Source organism: Apibacter muscae (genome assembly GCF_007845635.1).
Lineage (GTDB): Bacteria > Bacteroidota > Bacteroidia > Flavobacteriales > Weeksellaceae > Apibacter > Apibacter muscae.
The window spans coordinates 448134-466052 of sequence record NZ_SELG01000041.1 but is presented as its reverse complement, the minus strand read 5'-3'; the positions used below and the strand labels follow the sequence as shown (position 1 = coordinate 466052).

The 17919-nt window shown below is 29.7% G+C and carries 12 protein-coding genes; 4 read left to right on the top strand and 8 right to left on the bottom strand.

Annotated features, from left to right (window positions below):
* Positions 1-576 precede the first annotated feature (576 nt).
* The gene (locus tag ETU08_RS11245) at positions 577-981 is read right to left on the bottom strand and encodes a helix-turn-helix domain-containing protein (protein WP_146263123.1); all 405 of its coding nucleotides are present in this window, start codon (positions 979-981) and stop codon (positions 577-579) included.
* 144 nt (positions 982-1125) lie between these two features.
* On the opposite strand from ETU08_RS11245, the gene ETU08_RS11240 reads away from it, so the two are divergent.
* The gene (locus ETU08_RS11240) at positions 1126-1422 is read left to right on the top strand and encodes a hypothetical protein (RefSeq protein WP_146263122.1); all 297 of its coding nucleotides are present in this window, start codon (positions 1126-1128) and stop codon (positions 1420-1422) included.
* Here the strand turns inward: ETU08_RS11240 and ETU08_RS11235 are convergent.
* The 6 genes from ETU08_RS11235 to ETU08_RS11205 form a co-directional block, all read right to left on the bottom strand.
* Positions 1417-2340, bottom strand: a complete 924-nt coding sequence (locus ETU08_RS11235) for a DUF5655 domain-containing protein (RefSeq protein ID WP_146263121.1) — start codon at positions 2338-2340, stop codon at positions 1417-1419. The genes ETU08_RS11240 and ETU08_RS11235 overlap by 6 nt on opposite strands.
* 17 nt (positions 2341-2357) lie before the next feature.
* Positions 2358-3788 carry a restriction endonuclease subunit S gene (locus ETU08_RS11230; protein ID WP_146263120.1) on the bottom strand — a complete coding sequence of 477 codons (1431 nt, stop codon included), beginning with the start codon at positions 3786-3788 and terminating at the stop codon, positions 2358-2360.
* Positions 3788-5980: a type I restriction-modification system subunit M gene (locus ETU08_RS11225; RefSeq protein ID WP_146263119.1), complete on the bottom strand. Its 2193-nt coding sequence runs from the start codon at positions 5978-5980 to the stop codon at positions 3788-3790. Before ETU08_RS11225 ends, ETU08_RS11230 begins: the two co-directional genes overlap by 1 nt.
* Before the next feature lie 896 nt (positions 5981-6876).
* Complete coding sequence (locus ETU08_RS11220) at positions 6877-10560, bottom strand: AAA domain-containing protein (protein WP_146263118.1); 3684 nt, start codon at positions 10558-10560, stop codon at positions 6877-6879.
* A 1113-nt stretch (positions 10561-11673) separates the two neighbouring features.
* The gene (locus ETU08_RS11210; protein ID WP_146263117.1) at positions 11674-12699 is read right to left on the bottom strand and encodes a glycosyltransferase family 2 protein; all 1026 of its coding nucleotides are present in this window, start codon (positions 12697-12699) and stop codon (positions 11674-11676) included.
* Between the two features lie 17 nt (positions 12700-12716).
* Positions 12717-13676, bottom strand: a complete 960-nt coding sequence (locus ETU08_RS11205; RefSeq protein WP_146263116.1) for a glycosyltransferase family 2 protein — start codon at positions 13674-13676, stop codon at positions 12717-12719.
* Between the two features lie 268 nt (positions 13677-13944).
* On the opposite strand from ETU08_RS11205, the gene ETU08_RS11200 reads away from it, so the two are divergent.
* Entirely contained in the window at positions 13945-14505 is a 561-nt protein-coding gene (locus ETU08_RS11200) for a 1-acyl-sn-glycerol-3-phosphate acyltransferase (protein WP_146263115.1), read from the top strand.
* A gap of 55 nt (positions 14506-14560) precedes the next feature.
* Here the strand turns inward: ETU08_RS11200 and ETU08_RS11195 are convergent, their stop codons facing one another.
* Complete coding sequence (locus tag ETU08_RS11195) at positions 14561-15157, bottom strand: outer membrane beta-barrel protein (protein ID WP_146263114.1); 597 nt, start codon at positions 15155-15157, stop codon at positions 14561-14563.
* Between the two features lie 332 nt (positions 15158-15489).
* Between ETU08_RS11195 and ETU08_RS11190 the strand changes: the two genes are divergently transcribed.
* Positions 15490-16962: a cysteate racemase gene (locus ETU08_RS11190; protein ID WP_146263113.1), complete on the top strand. Its 1473-nt coding sequence runs from the start codon at positions 15490-15492 to the stop codon at positions 16960-16962.
* A gap of 81 nt (positions 16963-17043) precedes the next feature.
* Positions 17044-17907 (top strand): peptide chain release factor N(5)-glutamine methyltransferase, encoded by an 864-nt coding sequence (gene prmC / locus ETU08_RS11185; RefSeq protein ID WP_146263112.1) that lies wholly within the window; start codon positions 17044-17046, stop codon positions 17905-17907.
* The last annotated feature ends 12 nt before the right edge of the window (positions 17908-17919 follow it).

The following is a 17919-nucleotide window of genomic DNA, read 5'->3' as shown; positions in this document are numbered from 1 at the left end:
CTCATAACCCGAAGGTCACAGGTTCGAGTCCTGTTCCCGCTACTAAGTTTAAAAGCAATTAATTACAAAATAATTAGTTGCTTTTTTATTTTAATTATCTTCCACATAGATTCGTTTTGCCGATATATTTTCTTCTTTTTAATAAGCCAAAAAGCTAATTGATTGGTTCAGTAAGTACCAATAAATTTAAAAAAATATATATAGAAATTTTTCATAAGTATCCATCTGGGTAACTTTCTGCTAGATCTATTTTTTTAGTATTCTTTCTTTATTAGTGAGTTTGTACGTATAGTTTTTTTTACAATCTTTCTATAATGATACAAAAGATTACAAAAAAACAATTAGTCGTTAATCAGTGCTTTAAATTGTTTTTTGTGGAATTGTATAATTATTTACTTTCTTTAGCCCTATATACAAGGGGTTAGTCAGATTGATTTTTTTATTTGTTGTAACGTATCTATTGCCTAAATCATGACCATTGAAGGTTTTCCAGTCTCAATAAAAATAGATAATGTTTTACTATTTTTAGATTGAATAGTTCCTAGAGTAATTTCCTCTTTTTTTCTGTTTTCATAGTTACTTACTCAGTAGCTTCTCTATCAGCTCATTTTTTTCTTGAATCATTCGCTCATAAAGTGCTTCTTTTTCTGAATACAATTCCACTATTTTATCTATGGGATTGAAATTGAAATAAAATTGATGACTTACTGAAGAATCGTAGCTATTAGCTGTATTTGCAATAAAATTTAAAGCTCCTTCGTCGTTAAAATTTTCAATGGCTTCTACCGGAATTTTAAGTATTTGCGCTACTTTTTCTAGGGTATTTTTATCTATTTCTTCCTTTGCCTCAAGTTTAGACATAGTAGCCTGGGTAATGTTTAATTCTGTAGCTAAAGTATCTTGTTTTACCCCTAACATTTCCCGTAGCCTTTTTATATTTCTTCCTTGGTGTACTTTTTTAGGTTCTATATGTGTATACATGAATTTTCTTTTCTTATCTGTCTTACAAAAATAGGAAATTATACGCTAAAATAATAGATTCTTATTTTATGAATTTTTTTTTCCTTTACAGAATATTTTATCTTATTTATTTGCGGTTATTTTGTCTCTATAAATATACTAAAAATGAATAAAGAACCTAACACAGATATACAAAACTGGATAGAAGAATTAAAAAAGGATCGGGTTTTTCGTTTTATGAACACAGGGGCTAGTAGTTATAAACAGTTGGGTTTTATAATTCTTTCCTTGCTTAACACTTGCCAAACCCATCTATTTTCTTTGGAAAACAAAGCACCTACAAAGGAACAAGTGCAGGAACTACGGATTGATATTTACAACTTGTTGGAAATGGCTAAAAACCTTCTCCCACATATTGAGTTGGAGTTTCTGGATAAGGTTTTAAATAGTGAAGATTTATAATAAATAATTGCTTAGGGTTTGCTTAATCAAGCTCATAATATATTCTATATTTTTCGTATCATTAACCACTAATTCATAATCTCCGTTGCCCCAATGCCCTATGCTAGAAATATCTTTCATGAGGTGTTTAGGATCGTCTAACTCTCCTTTTTTCTTGTTGATAAATAGTTTTAAACCTTTTTTTAGAATTACTATGTCGGCTATATTGGTTTTATTTTCCTTAAATGCAAGGTATAGCTTTTTAGGTTCTAATTCTATACTGGCAGGAAGATTTAAAATGGCATTTTTGTAAGTTTCGTACAATTCTTTTATTTCCTCTGGTTTGCTTTGTAAATGGTCTTCTTCGGTATAAACAATGATTTGCTGGGCTACTTTGCTTATTTCAGAATTTTCGTTATTCTGAATTTGCTTAATACTAGGGGCCGATTTTGATTTTTTTATCGGGTTTAGTATGATTAACCCGTTTTCGTATTGTTTAATTTCCCAAAGTTCAATCCCTAAATCTTTAAAATTGGAAGACTGCTTTTGGTAGTCATTAAAGTGGGGTGATACAAAAATAACCCGGCTTTGGGTCCATTCTATTTCGTTTCTTTTCAGCGGTTCGGGCTGTGTTTCGTTGTATTCTACTATAAAATCAGCTTTATTTTCCAGCATTAAATTTAGGTAAGAAATACCCTGGTCTACCACGCCATCATTTTTACCTCTTTTGTATTCTATAATAACAAAGGCTTTGGTTTCCTTATCATAAGCCAAAGTATCTATAAAACTGCTTTTAATTTTAAATTCCGATTTAATAAATTGTAATCCTAAAATTTTTTCTAAATTGGCTTCAAACAAAGTTTTTATATCTTTTTCCAGTTTAAAAGCTTTTTCTTTTAGTTTTGTAAGTTGTTTTTTGTCTTGGGTAAATACTAACATGGTACTAAATTTAAAAATTAATCTCCTAAAATCATTTTTTCTACTTCCTGTTTGGCTTCTTCCAATATTTTTTGGGCTTGTTCCTGCAGTTCTTTCGCTTGCGCCCGAATGCCTTGTATATGTTCGGCTATCTCGTTTTGTTTTTCTATGGGTGGAAGTGGGATTTTTATAGATTTGATTTCTTCAAAATTAATATTTGCTTGTACAGCAGGTCTAGAAAGCCTATCCATCTGAATCTTTCCAATTGAAGAATTAAGTATTTCAGATATAAAAAATGGATTAATATCCTTTTTTAACTCTATTTGGGCTAAGGCCTGATTAATATTGGCTTCTAATACTTTAGGTACAACAATTGATAACCCTATTGTTCCAGCCATAGAAAGTAAAATATTATCTTTTTTTAATTGAGTTCTTTTTAACGAACCTTCATGAATATGACGTTTAATAAATATACAATCTGAAAAATCTATAGTATTATTTTTTAAATTAGTTACTCTAATAAATGGAACTCCTTTCTCTTTTGTAGTATAATCATTTCCCCCAGATTTCGGAGTAGCTCCACTATTTATTTTTAATGATATACTTTTGATTGTTTTTGCTGGGTATTTACAATCTATCATTTTATCAAATAATTTAAAGTACAACGAAAAATATCTAGGATCCAATCTACCGCCAGAAACTTCACTAAACGGAGTAGTGAACATTCGGTTTTCTAAAGAATTCTCTTTTTGGGGTAAGGTAATCCCTAATTCATGGAGTAAATAGGTATCTATACTTTCTAATAATGTTTTAGCTTCTGCTTCTTTTTGTTGTTTTTGTTGGTAGGCTTCTTGGTATAAATCTACAATTTGCTGTTGTATTTCAAGAGGAGGGAGGGGGATTTTTAATTTTCTAATATCTTCTAAATGTAAGTCAGGTACTCCTGAACCTTTTACAATACGATCATATTGCAAATAAGACAAGTTTGAATTTAAAACAATTTCTAAAAAGTGTGATAAAATATTGTTTTTAGGGCGTAACAAAGCTAAACTTACAAAAATTTGAAATTTTTCATCTGTATTTACAACAGCAGCCAACCCAATCGTACCTATTTTAGTTAGTAAAATATCTCCTTTAATAGGTTTACATCTTTTGTCTAAAATATGAGCTTCTTTTTCAGATATAAATTTAGAATTATTTAAATTAATTTCAGACTTTCTAACATCTTTTACACTTATAAATTTTATTCCCTCATCAATATAGTTTGGAGTAAAATGTGTGCCGTCACTAACTAAAGAAGTTATATTTTTAATTGTAACTAGAGGGTATAATGAATTGGTTAGTCTAAATTTATTTTGTAGGTAAATACTAGTATAAAATTTAGGTTCTAATCTCTCTTCCAATTCAGAGCGATTTACTAAAAATATTTTATCAGGGTCTATATGCGAAGGGACTTTGTAAGTTTCCATTAGTCTAAAGAATTAATAAATTTAGTAAGTTCTTTTCCAATAATATCCAGTTCGTTGTTGTTGGTAGGTTTCCCAGTGGCATCGTACCCAATATCTTCGGCGATTGCCATAAAAATAGGATAATCGGGTAATTTGCTTTGTCTCTCTTTGGTAAAGGCTTCTTGCAATTCTTCTTTTAAGTTATTTAACTTTTCGGTGTAGGCATTTTGAATTTCGGTTTTTTCGTCCTTTATTAATTCGTTGAAAGCCTTTTTATCTAATTCAGGGTATTTTTCTTTGTACTCTTTTTCCAGTTTTTTTATATCTTGCTTTTTATCTTTTTCATATTGGGTTACTTTTTCTTTATATCCGTACGCAGATAATAAATTAAACTGAGTAGAGGTTTTTATTTCTTTTATTTTCTCGGTAGTTTCTAGGGTATGTTTTTTTAGAAATAACACAGAGCTTTTTACCCCTGCTCCGGTAGCCGTAAAAGCGGTTTGCGGCATAGAAACAACGGCTACAATACGAAACATTTCTTCTAAAGAATCTCGTACATATTGTAAACTGCTATTGGTTAAAATTCCGTCGGGTATAACGATAGCTAAATATCCGCCTTCTTTTAAAAATTTATAGTTTTGTTCTATAAATAATACTTCGGTGCTTTGGTTTTCTCTATTTGTTTCTGGCTTTTCTACTACCGCCAGCCAATCTGCTTCCTTTTTTCCTAATTTGTATTCTTTTAGGTAGGCTTTTTCAGTTTGTCGTACGGTACTACCAAAAGGAGGATTGGTAATAATAAAATCGAAACGGTTGTAGGTAAACCCTCTATTTTTTGTATTTTTTTCAATTTCTTCAGGCAATAATAAACCATCGGAGGTAATAACGTTGGTATGCCCGTCGTCATGAATAATCATATTCATTTTGGCGGCTCTGGAAATTTGCTCGTTTATTTCTATTCCATAAAGATTTTTTTCTGCAAAGTCGTGCCAATGTTTATAGTGTTTGTTATTATCAGATGGATTGGTTTCATATTCTGGGTAAAATTCGGTTGCCTGGTTTCTTACTTTGTTTAAGGCATACAATAGAAACCCACCACTACCGCAAGAGGTATCTAAAACTAAAGATTCGTGGGTAATGGGTAAAACATCGGTAATAAATTTTACAATGGGGCGGGGGGTAAAATACTGCCCAAAATTTCCTCTAAAAAAGGAACCCATAAAGGTTTCAAAAGCTCTACCTTTACTATCTAAATCGGTTTCTCCTAAATTTATTTCTTGTAGATAGCCTACTACGGTTCTTATGCGTTCGTGGGTTAAACGTATATCATCCCTAAAAACTTCAGGGTCTTTTACTCTTCCTTCCCCGTATAGGTTTTTAATTCTCGCGGCTAAGCGGCTATTTTCTTCAATACGAATGGCGTTTTCTAATTCTTTTTCAGAGAGTTTTTTATAGTTTTTTATTTCCTCTTTTTCAACCGTTATAATCTGAAAGTCGTAAGGTTTACCTGCTTTTCGGGCTTTTCGTTCGTCCCATATTTTACAGAAAATAAGTTTGTCTAACTCATCAAAAGCTTCCGAAGGGTTTAAATGCCCTCCTCCCCAAAGGGCATCGTGGGCTTTTTTAAATTGTCTGGTAAGTTCTTCTTCGGAAACTATTTTAATATCTGAAAATTTTTGTTTTCCCGCTTCTGATTGTAAGGTATCTGCTTTATAAACAAATTTGTAATTAGCCAGTTTTTTTACTCCGAATTGAGGAATATCGGGATGGCTTATTTTACTGTCTTTTTGTTTATTTACTTCAAAATATTCATTTTTTAAGCCTGAAGTAACCCAAATAAATTTTACATCGTTAGGTAAGGCATAGGCATAACTATATGCTTGATTGATTGCCTGAGCAAATTCCGGCTCACTTACGTCTTCTTTTTTGCATTCTACTAAGATATAAGGCTCTTCGCAATCGTCATCGTTATAAACTATAATATCTGCTTCTTTAGTTCCTGAACCCATGGTAACCGAAACGAAGAGTTTTATTCGTTCGGGTTTATAACCATAATTTAAAATAAGTTTTAAATAGGCTTCGGCTTGTACCTTTTCTTCCGGATTAGAAAAATTTCTTTTTTTATTGGGTTGTATATAGGTTATTGAATGGTTTTCTTCATCTAGTTTGATGAGGTTTTCTTTAATTCCTTTTTGAATTAAATCTAAGTCCATATACGTAAATTTTATAAGCGAATGTAGTTTAAATAAGTAAGCCAAACAATATAAAATTAAGAGGTGGCTATTTTATTAATAAGTTAAGTGTTTGTGTAATTTATTTTTTATTCCTGCAAGTAAGTTTTAGAATATTTATCAAAATAATTATTTAAAACTTTTTTATAATACTTTCTTTGTTCTATAGTAAGGTTACTTTACTCTATAGAATTTTACTAATTTTAGGGTACTAATGCGTCTATCTACATATTTTACTTCTACTAAATATAGTGGTTCCCAATCTTTTAAGATACGAGAGTAGTATTAGTCGGTTCTATTTGTAAATCTTTAGCTATTTGTCTACTTGTTTACGAGTGAATCACTCGCTAGGCTCTTTAGGTTGAAAGTGTTTTTTTGGTTATACTCATTGCTCTTTCACGCTTTTGCATATAAGAGTGTTTAATTCTTCCGGTGTGGTATGAATAAATTGAATGGTCTCTATTATTCTTTGTCATTTAAATATTATTTTATAATGACAAAGATTGAAACAAAACTAGATCGTTGGCTCCCCGATAGTGAGGAATTTACTTCTTGTTAGTAAAGAATAATTGTTTAAGATGCTTGTTAATTTTCTCAGTAGTAACTAAAAGAGTTCTTGTTAATTTTTTTAATTTAGAAATCTTAAAATCATATATTTCATTTAACCTATTTACAAAAAAAGTAGGTTTAAAAAATTCTAAAATAAGTTTATCTTTAAGCCTATGAATATAAATATGAGTTTATAAAGATTTCTTTTCCGGAATTTTTTTTTTCGAACTTATCTAATTAATTGCTAGATAAATAACGCCTATGTCTGTCTTTATATTTATTGATATTTTTATTTCAGTATCAGTTATTTTCTAGTCTATTAGATTCAATTAATTCAATTCTTTCAATATACTATCAATTTCATCCTTCGTATTCTCTCCATAATAGGCAATAGAATGTTCTGTATTTGCATATTTACCGCCTCTTTGAGCGCTGAACCAGTTAAAGGAACCAATGCACAAGCAGTCATCGTCTTTTATCACGATTTTGCTGTGAATATTATTCACAACCTTAACCTCAACCCCTAACTCATTTAACTTATTTATAGTTGAATGAAAGACATGCTCTTTTTCTTTATCTAATTTATTTTGCGTGTGAGTATTAAATTTTTCATCAACATAGATCGTTACTTTTATACTCTTATTTAATAAGAGTTGGTCATATCCATTTTCTTCAATGGTAGAGTAAATAAGCCAAGGAGAGATAATAATAATTCTTTGAGTGGCTTCGCTAAATATCTTTTTCAAGAATACATCGTGCTCTTCATAGTTTGTTAGTATCTCCAAGGCATGTTTTTTGGAAATCAGATCTTCTCTTACAAACAGTTTGGAATATTGATGAATATATGACAATTCGTTATTTTCATTCTCCAAAAGGTATTTTGACAATATCCCTGTTGGAGATACAGATTCTCTATTAAATAATGACATATCGCCAAAAACTAAGAAGCTGTCTTTTGCTCGAGATACAGCAACATTAAGCATGCTTCTGTCATTATCTATAAATCCGCCTTTATTATCCCTCGAATAGGTGGGTGAAAATAATATAACTTCTCTTTCTGCTCCTTGTAGAGAATGAACTGTTCCCACTGTGATTAGAGAAAGTTCTTCTTTAAGACTTTTGTCTTTAGGCGATCTTAAATATTCGGCTATTCTATAAGATTGTTCCCTGAATGGGGTTACAACGGCAATAATATCTTTGATTTCTTTACCATTATATGCTTCTCTCAGATTTTTATAATTGCTGATAATCCAGCCTGCTATTATTTTGGCTTCAAGTTCGTTCTTTTTACTTCCATGAGCATTCTGACATTTCCCTTCAATATTCAGATATCCCATTGAAGGGAGGAGCGCGTTGTCAGGAGCATCACCTCGCATAGGTTTAAGAATACCTTTATAACAAAGTTCGTTGCAGAATCTTATTATGCTATCATAACATCTTCTATGTTCATATAGATATAAACCCCTTTCTAACTTCTTTTCAGGATAATATTTGGATCTATTCTGAGAGATTTTCATCACGCTTCCTCCATCTGAAGCAATCCCTACCCTTTGCAGTTTTTTGTAGGTCTTATCAATTTCGTCTACTTTTAAGTCTTTAGAAATCAAGTTTACTTTATGTAGATTACCTATATCAATGCTCTTGGTAAGTTTGCTTATCGGGGGAATCTGCAAAGTATCACCAATAACTAAAGCTTTATTTGCTAAAGAAAATCCGGCACCCGCAACTTCGGGAGAAACCTGACCAGCTTCATCAATTATCAATAGATCAATAAAATCATAAAGATAATCTTCCTTTATCAGATTATCATGAATCTTTCTTGAAAAGGAAAAATAACTAGGTAACATATATGAAGTCATTACAGCACATGGCGTAATTTTCATTCTTCTTTTCCAATTATTCTCCCGTATATTCTTATATTTCCAATCAATGTTTTTCAAATGCCCTTTATCAATCATTTTCTCCATCTCCAATAACCAGCGCCCTTCCCAATAATGGGTTGCGATAAGGAACATTTCAAATCTTATTTTGGTATCCGCTTTTTTATCGATTTCTATAAAATTCAAATTAGGGCATATATCATTATCTAACTTATTTAGAACAATTTTACAATTATTCCAAACCTCAGTAAACTTTTTGAATTTTTCAATATTAGCATAGATGTGTTCTTTCTTACTTTGTATATTAGACTGTAATATATTGACATCCATATCCTCTATTTGTAGATGGTGTTTGAAATTGTTCTCATTTGCAAAAACCTTCGCTTTATAATTACGTTTTTGTTTGACGAAAGGAAGGAATGAGAATAAGGATAGAAATATACTTTCCGAATCCAAATATTTTTCCCATTTGTTTTCAATAACTTCAATCTCCTTTTTGTCTTGATTTAGCGTTTTTCCAAGTACAGTTATTTCCTCTTCGTTTTTGTAATCTATATTTAAAAGTATGCTAAATTCTTTACCAAAATTGTGATAATTTCGATATGCTTCTTCAATGTTACTCAGTAAAGATTTTTTTTCAAGCAATAGACTGTGTAGTTTATTTACAGATTCTTCAACTGTTATCTCTCTAAGGTTAAAGGCTTTCTTGGATTTCTCTAAAAAAGATTTTTTTGCAGTTACATAAAATCCCTCAGTTTCCATCTCTTTTACAACCTCCTCTGTCAAATAACCCTTTTCTCTCGCATTTAACCCTCGCATACTGGATACGAAATAACTACCAAAACTATTTATGCCATCCATCCATCTGCCTGAAAAATCTCCTTTGCCAGTCGAAAAATCTTTAGCAAACGAATCTATTATATTTGTTACAGCCTGATTATTAGTGGAGTTTGCAATTATTACTGGAGGCTCACTTGCCTTGATAGCACTTTCTACCCATAAACAGGCTACAATAGAAAGAAGCATAGTTGTTTTCCCTGTTCCAGGAGGCCCATTTACAGCTAATATTTCTCCATTTTTTTCATCCAATAATGCAGAAACAGCAGTTCTCTGTGCGTCGGTTAAAGGATATTTATCATTGTTATGTCCTAACCGTTTTGAAAAAAAGGTATCTGAATCAATTATCGAAGTTTCATTTTCTTGCTCAATGGTTGTATAATTTCGTAAAAGATTCAATTGCAACTCTTCTTTACGAGTGTATAGGTCTTCATAAACTGCCGTAATTTTTGAAGAAATATCTAATTCCCCATTTGTAAAATAAGCAGAAACTATCTTCTCATAGCCTTCAAGTATCTCATTAGAAGTAATAACCCTATCTAATAGTCTTTCAACATATTTAAAGTATTCATGCCATTTTGTAAGGTATGATTCAATGGATTTGTTAAATTCCTTATCGTTAGCTAATTTATCTTCAATAAGTATATCCCAATCTTCATTATATCTATTAAAAATACTTGTAAACTCTTTTTTACTTGCTTTACTTTTAGATAGAGATTTGATTAACTTTTTAAAATCTTCCTTTGATTGGTCTGAATCAATAAGATTTTGTTCAAATAAGCAACTGATTAATCCTTCTCGGTACTCGGATTCTATATTTTTCAAAAAATATACTTCCCATTCAGAATTTTTTTCAAATTCAAATGAGGGAACATTGTATTGTGTGGTAAAGAGATCGTAATCATCCATATTACCAATATAGAAATCTTCTTTATCTAAAGGAAGTAATAAGTCTCTTGGAATAATTGGATTCCCTGTGGGATAAATAAAACCATTTTCTGAAACCTGAACTTTGAAAATTATAGGAAAAATTACTTCTGGACAATAATCTTTTTCATGTTTGCTGTGACTAGTAACTTTCTTAAAAGAGAAGGGAACATATAAAGTATCAATTGTACCATCCTCAAACAAAAATAAACTTTGTAGTATATTTTTACTGTTAATTCTAAAGAAACTACTTCTATTATTTAACAAAAATTTTTTTGCTAGATCAGATAACTTATATTTTCCTTTAGAAAACTGTTTGTCAACGAGGGAATCTCTCCAATATTTAGTGATTTTTTTATAATGTTCCATTTTTTGAATTCAACATATACTATTAAGAATCTGGATAATTTAAATACAAAAATAATTATATAAGTTTCATAATGAAATAAAATCTATTTAATATAAAGTCATATGTTGTGATGTATATCGATTATTGTTATTTATTCTTGAGAAAAGATAAAATAATAAACAGCTCATATATAACTCTACATTTTTTTAATAGGCATCACATGGTTTTTAATCAATTTTTCCAATTTAGATGTAAGATATTATGTATAGGTTGCGACAAAAATTTCTCACGGCCCTCGATCTTTAATTTACGACTTAGTTCTTCCAGTTGCTGGTGTATAAACATTTAATTTTCTCCAACTGATACTCCGAATCCATCTGTAAGGGATTTAGCTAACATACCTATATCCTCTCATCAGTAACCATACTTGATACAAGTAACGATTCCTTTTTTGGTTTTACATCCAGCATATTAGGAAATGTGGTTACATCTTCATTTTAGTTGTGCTTCAGTAAGTTTTTGATAAACTTTGATTTGCTTCTACCACTTATTTTTGGAGTTTATTCTTTGGATATGTAAGTCGATATTATAAAAATCAAAAAGAATTAATTATGAATTTCACGGTACTCTTTTAGCTTTCTTAGTTGGCTTAGTCTTCTCTCGATAGGCTCTGTCTCTTGTCTTTTGCATGGGATCTTTCCATTCCTGTTATTTTTCATCAGCTATTAATAATACAAATTGGTTTACTGTTATTTATGCATTTATCGTTTTGCAAAATATATCATCATCGTGAAAACCATTGCAATTGCTTTTTTTCGCTTGCTATAGAATTTAGGATAAACAATTTTCAAATTTTCTACGTTTAGAGAGATAGCGGAAAGAAAAAAGTATATCAATCTCGGGATGTTAGTTGAAAAGTGCTTTTATCTTATTTTTGAAATGGTTTGTTGTTTTCATATCTTTGGATATATAGCTTAAAATCTAAATTAGACCAAATTATCACAGTAAAAAGTAATACTAAATTTTACTCTTCTCTGCTATATCATGTAATATACTTAATTAAAGAATATTGATATTCAATTAAACAATTACTATTTAATTCTACATCTATATTTTAAGCAAGTAAATAATGCTTACTCTACTTCACAACCTTGCTGTTTGTATTGAGCTTTAAATAAATCCGACCATTTTTTCCATTCAGCAAATCTAGCTTTGGGATGATTAGCCTCAAGAAGTAGATTAGAAATGACTTCATAGGAAAAATCTTTAGGGTAGTTATCAAAACTGTTGAATTTATCATCATACCAACTTTCATTTAAAATATAATTGAATCGGTTAACATCAAAATCTACTTCGTATTTATGATAGGAATTAGTAGCGGAAGAAATAAAAGTTGTTTTAAGAGCTTCTTGGTTTAGATGAGCAATGAAATTTTCATTCTTTTTATTTTTTCTATAAAAATTAGTAGCGTTTATAAGTTGGTGAATCTCGTTAACTCGTCCGTTTGCATCTTGCCATATGCTCAACCAATAATCACGATGATAAATCCCCATAAGCATAGAATTTAAAATCCAGTATTTACCAATGGTATTATGATCGACCCAACCCATCCTATATAATAAGCTAAAGCATTTAAACTTGTTTTTAAAAAGAGCCTTCATAATAAAGTTTGGAGCTGTGTAGAGTTGAGGCTTGGTAGCAATAATCTCAGCATTTAAAGCTTTGATTATACAATTATCTTTATAAGTAGCATTGCCTAACCAACCCAATTTAAGCAAGTAAATTTTTTCCAATTGCATTGACTGCTCCAATGAATTTAAATCTATTTCACGAGTAAACCAAACATCATCTTCAGTGATAAAAAAATACTGGGAGCTCTTTTTTACTGTATCTATCCACAAATCAGTGGGTATTTTAAAGCCGTTAATATCCTTTCCTGATTTTAAATTTTCTTCAATCGCTTCAGTTTTTTCTTTATAATTTTTGGAAGTAAAGATTTTAATCTTTGGATATTTGTTTTGGATTTTCTCTAGATATTTATTAGGTGTACCATCGTCAAGAACTTTTAAATTGAAGTCCCCCTTTACGTTTAAATATATACTTTGTATACAACGATCTAGATAAAATGGTCGGTTAAAAGATTTGATTAATATATCCATGTGATGAAATAAAACAATTACAGCTTATTATAAATTTGGTGTATAATTGAAAACAAAAAATGATTACAACTTAATAACTTGTAGAATATGAATTTTTTTGAAACAGGAAATTTATTTTTACTATATTTATTTAGAAGTATTTGCAAATGATCAATATTTGCTTCATAAAAGGCTATTTTTAAAGCCATTTCTAAAGATTTTTTTGAAATAGGGTAATCTATGTCTAACAGATTAGTAAAAGTTTCTGGGTGAAAGGAATCGTAGGAATCTTGACCCTTAGAATTTAATCTTTCCAAGTAAAATTGTTTTGCCAGATTTAAAAACATCCAATGAACCAAATAGTTTTTACTTTTAGATAAGGAGTTAGTCGTACTTCTATATTCAATTAGTGGTTGTGGGAGATTAATAACGATTTTTTGGTTAGATAATAACATGAGGATGAAATCGTAATCTTCACAATATAACATTTTTTCTCTGTACAGTAAATGTTCATTTCTGAACATTATAGATGAATGATAAAATAAATTATGGTTTAAAATATCCTCTTGGATATCAGGATAATTAGTCACAGCATTATAATTTCCTACATGAATTCCATTTTCATCGATAATTTTTGCGCTGCTTCCTAAGAGAAATACTTCTGGATTCTCTTCAAGATAATTCCATTGAGTTTCTAAACGGCAGGGTAGGGCATTATCGTCTGAGTCCATGATTGCAATGTATTTTCCTTTGGCTATTTTAAGTCCAATGTTTCTGGATTTAATTACAAACTGATTGCAAGTATTATGAACAACTTGTATTCTAGGGTCTTTTTTAGCAAATTCTTCAAGGATAGATTTTGTTTTGTCCGTAGAGCCATCATTGATTATTATAAATTCAAAATTTTGAAAACTTTGGTTTAAGATAGATTGAATAGAGGCAGATATATATGTTTCGGCGTTATAAGCAGCCATCACAACCGAAATTGCAGGATTCATAAATAAAGATATAAGTATACAAAGTTAATACTTTAATTTCATTGATAGAATATATGATTGTTAAAATTAAATATGTTACTTTTGCCTTGTTAGAAGTTTATAAGTTATTCGTATTATGATGCAGATGCTTTTTAAAATGGTCTTAGAAGCTATGAATATTGTTTTTGATATTTTTAGTTAAATCTATATAAAATTAAAAATTTAAGTTCAATTAATTCCTTTAATAGGTTTTAGCTGGGCTTTTTTTGTGTAATTAAATTAAGCTACATTGAGAAAAATTATAGGAAAGTTAATGCTAGGAATTATGGGATGGAAGTTTACATTATCTATTCCCTTAGAGAAATTTAAAAAATGTGTTTTGGTATGTGCACCTCATACTTCCAATTGGGATTTTTACTACTGTATTGCCTGTTTTTGGTCCTTAGGAGTTCCTTATAAAATTATGATTAAAGACGATTATACTAAACCTTGGTATGGATTTATATTTAAAAGTTTAGGTTGTTTGGGTGTGAATAGAAAAAGTAGGAATAATTTGGTTGAGTATTCTGCTAAATTAATCAAAGAATCTAAATCAATGGCATTAATTAATACTCCAGAAGCGACTCGGTCTTGGTCTGAAAAATGGAAAAAAGGTTTTTACTATATTGCTCTAGAAGCACAAGTACCAATTGTATTGGCTTATGCCGACTATAAGAATAAAGAAGCAGGAATTAGTAAAATTATTGGTGTAGAGAACAACTCTATTCAAGAAATTTTTAGTGAAATTGAAAATTTTTATAATCCAGAGATGGCTAAATATCCGGAAAAATATAATCCAAAGATTTTTTAAACAAAAAGAAAAGAGAGGATTAAATAATCCTCTCTTTAAAAAAATATTTAGTAATTTAGAAAACATATTTTACTCCAAAATTCACGTCATTGAAGTTAAGACCAAAAGCAGAGTTGTCATCATGTTTAACACCGTCTGGATTATGAGTTCCATAACCGAAACGACCAACAGTAGTTTCAACTGACCAATTTTTAGTTAAGAATAAATCAAAACCAGGTCTTAAATTTACACCCCAATCCACGAAATTACTTTTGCTATCTCCAACTTTAGTATTACCTAATTTAACAGGAACGTCTAATTGACCAAAGAAATAAACTTTTTCTCCAATTCCCCAATATTTTCTTGCTAAGGGTTGAATAACAAAAGTGTTGGTTTTAACTTCGCTATCAAAAGTACCGAATGGAGTACTTATGGGAGTAGTAACTTTTCCATATTCATAACCAATTTGTCCCCCTACAGCAATGGTTGGAGTAATAAAATACCCAATTAAAGGAGAAACATTAAAATTATCAGATTTGATATCTGCGGCTCCAACTTTGTCATGAGTATATCCAATGCTTCCACCTAAAAATAAACGACCTTTTAAACCCTCTTGAGCCTGAGCTACAAGTGAAGTTAAAACTAAAGATCCTAAAATAAATAATTTCTTCATTTTAAATTAATTTTTTGATTTTAATGCTCAAATTTAATTATTATTTTAAATTTTTATCAATAAAAATTAATTTTAACAATGTTTTTAATAATTTTATAAATATATTTATAAGATAATAATTGTGGTATATTATTATTTTTGATATAGAATTATATAAGATCGTAATTAATTTATAAATTGATAATTGTTATATAATTTTTTAATATAAAAACATTAAATAATTCAGACTGTATGAATTTTATTATATATAAAATTTTAAAGTTTTGTTGAACTGTAATTAAACCTTCATTGTAATTCTAAATTTTAATTATAGACTGAATCAGGCATAATTCATGCTGTTTAGAAATAAGAAATATAGATATAAAGAAGTAATTTTCTCTATGCAAAAAATAGCAGTAATAGGAGGGTTGGGAACTTTGGCTGGTGGCGACTTATTTTTTAAACTATTAAAAAATAAACAGGTTTTAAAAAATCAATCCAACTTTCATTTTGGTTTTGAGCAAAAACCCTACACTCAAATGGACCTGCCACTTTACCAAGAAAAAGATATTAAATCAAGAAAATTTTACACTTATTCTATATGTAAAAATTTTGAAGCTAAAAATTTTACTAAAATATTGATTCCTTGTTTTGCCAGTCATTCATTTATAAATGAATTGCAAAAAGAAATTTCCATTCCTATTGTAAATCTATATGAAGCTTTAAAAAATTTTGTAAAAAAAAGATTTCCTAAAGGTTCAAGAATTGGTATACTTTCATCGGATTATGTTAAAGACCTAAAGATAACCAAGGAATATTTTCAGGACTATACATTAATATACCCAGAAAATCAAAATTTATTAATGGAATCAATATACAGTAAGCTGGGAATAAAAAATGGATATTTAGAGGGAATAGCTTTAGAGAATATTTATTCTAGTTGTGTGAATTTAATTGAGAATGGTTGCGACTTTGTAATTCCGCTGATTACTGAAATTTCTTTAATTGCTGATCAAATTCGTAAACGAGGTATACAAATTTTAGACGTAAATCAAATTTATGCAGATTATGCACTGCAAAATGAAAGCCTTGAACCTTTAAAACCATTTAAATTGGGGATTTTAGGAGGAGTTGGACCGGCAGCAACTGTTGATTTTATGAACAAAGTAATACAAAACACTCCTGCCTACAAGGATCAAGAACATATAAAAATGATTGTAGAACAGAATCCACAAATTCCAGACAGAACGGCTCATTTAATTCATAAAGACACTGATCCTACAATTTCAATGTTTTCAACTTGCAAAAGATTAGAAGTAGAGGGAGCAAATGCTATTGCAATTCCTTGCAACACTGCTCATGCGTTTGTAGATAGTATACAACCCCATCTAAACATTCCAATTATAAACATGATTACTGAAACGGCTAAATACATTCTTGAAAATTGGGGAGAAAATGTTAATGTAGGATTACTAGCCACCACAGGAACTATACAAACGAACGTATATACAAATGAATTCTACAAATTCAAGTTAAATGCAATTGTTCCAGACCACGAACATCAAGAGTTTGTAATGGAAAGCATCTACGGTGCCCAAGGTGTAAAAGCTGGATTTACAGAAGGACTTTGTAAAGAAAATTTATTGAAAGCCATTGATTATCTTATTAAAAAAGATGTTGAAGTTATTGTTCTGGGTTGTACAGAGCTTCCATTAATGTTTAAAAATTATAAAGAATATAAGTATAAGCAAGCCATAATCATTGATCCTACTGAAATACTAGCCAAAAAAATTGTACAGTTATCTAAATCCGAAGGAAATACATAAAGGATTACGTATTTTATAAATAATTAAATTTTTATTAATATAAAAAACTGTAATTTTAAGGTAAATTTAATAGCTTTCAGAATGAAATCATTAGCACAATTAAGAAAAGAATATATAGAAGTACTTTCATCAAGATATACCCAAAAGGAAATAGATACTATTTTTTACACTTTGGCAGAGGCATATCTTCATAAAAAAAAATCAATATTACAACTAGGTTTAAATGAATTATACGAAGAATCTGAAATAAAATCATTGTTATTCCAACATTCATTATTTCAACTGTCTCAGGGAGTTCCTTACCAATATATAGTTGGAAATACAGAATTTTACGGTTGTAAAATATTAGTAAACCCCAATGTATTAATACCTAGGCCTGAAACTGAGGAATTGGTAGATTGGGTGATTCAAGAAAATAAGCAAAAGTTTGACCCCATAAATATTATTGATTTATGCACGGGGAGTGGTTGTATTGCCATTGCTTTGGCAAAAAATTTAAAGCATTCTAAGGTTTCAGCCTTAGAAGTTAGTAGTTCAGCCGTAGAATTAGCAAAAAAAAATGCAGAATTAAATCAAGTTGATATTAATTTTATTTTTGGAGATCTGTTGGATGCAACGGTGGAGGATATTCCCAATCTAGATGTTATAGTTTCCAATCCTCCCTACATTAGAAATTCAGAAATAGATGCCATGGAAGATACTGTAGTTCAAAATGAACCTGCTCTAGCCTTATTTGTCTCAGATAATAATCCTTTAATTTTTTACCAAGCAATAATTGATTACGCTTATAAAAATTTAAAACCTTCCGGATCTGTTTATGTAGAAATTAATCAAGATTTGGCAGAGGAAACCCAAGAATTATTTTCTAAAAATTTTATTCTTGTTGAGTTAAAAAAAGATCTTTCCGGTAAAAATAGATTAATAAAAGCCAAAGGAATACGTTAATATGGTAGAAAT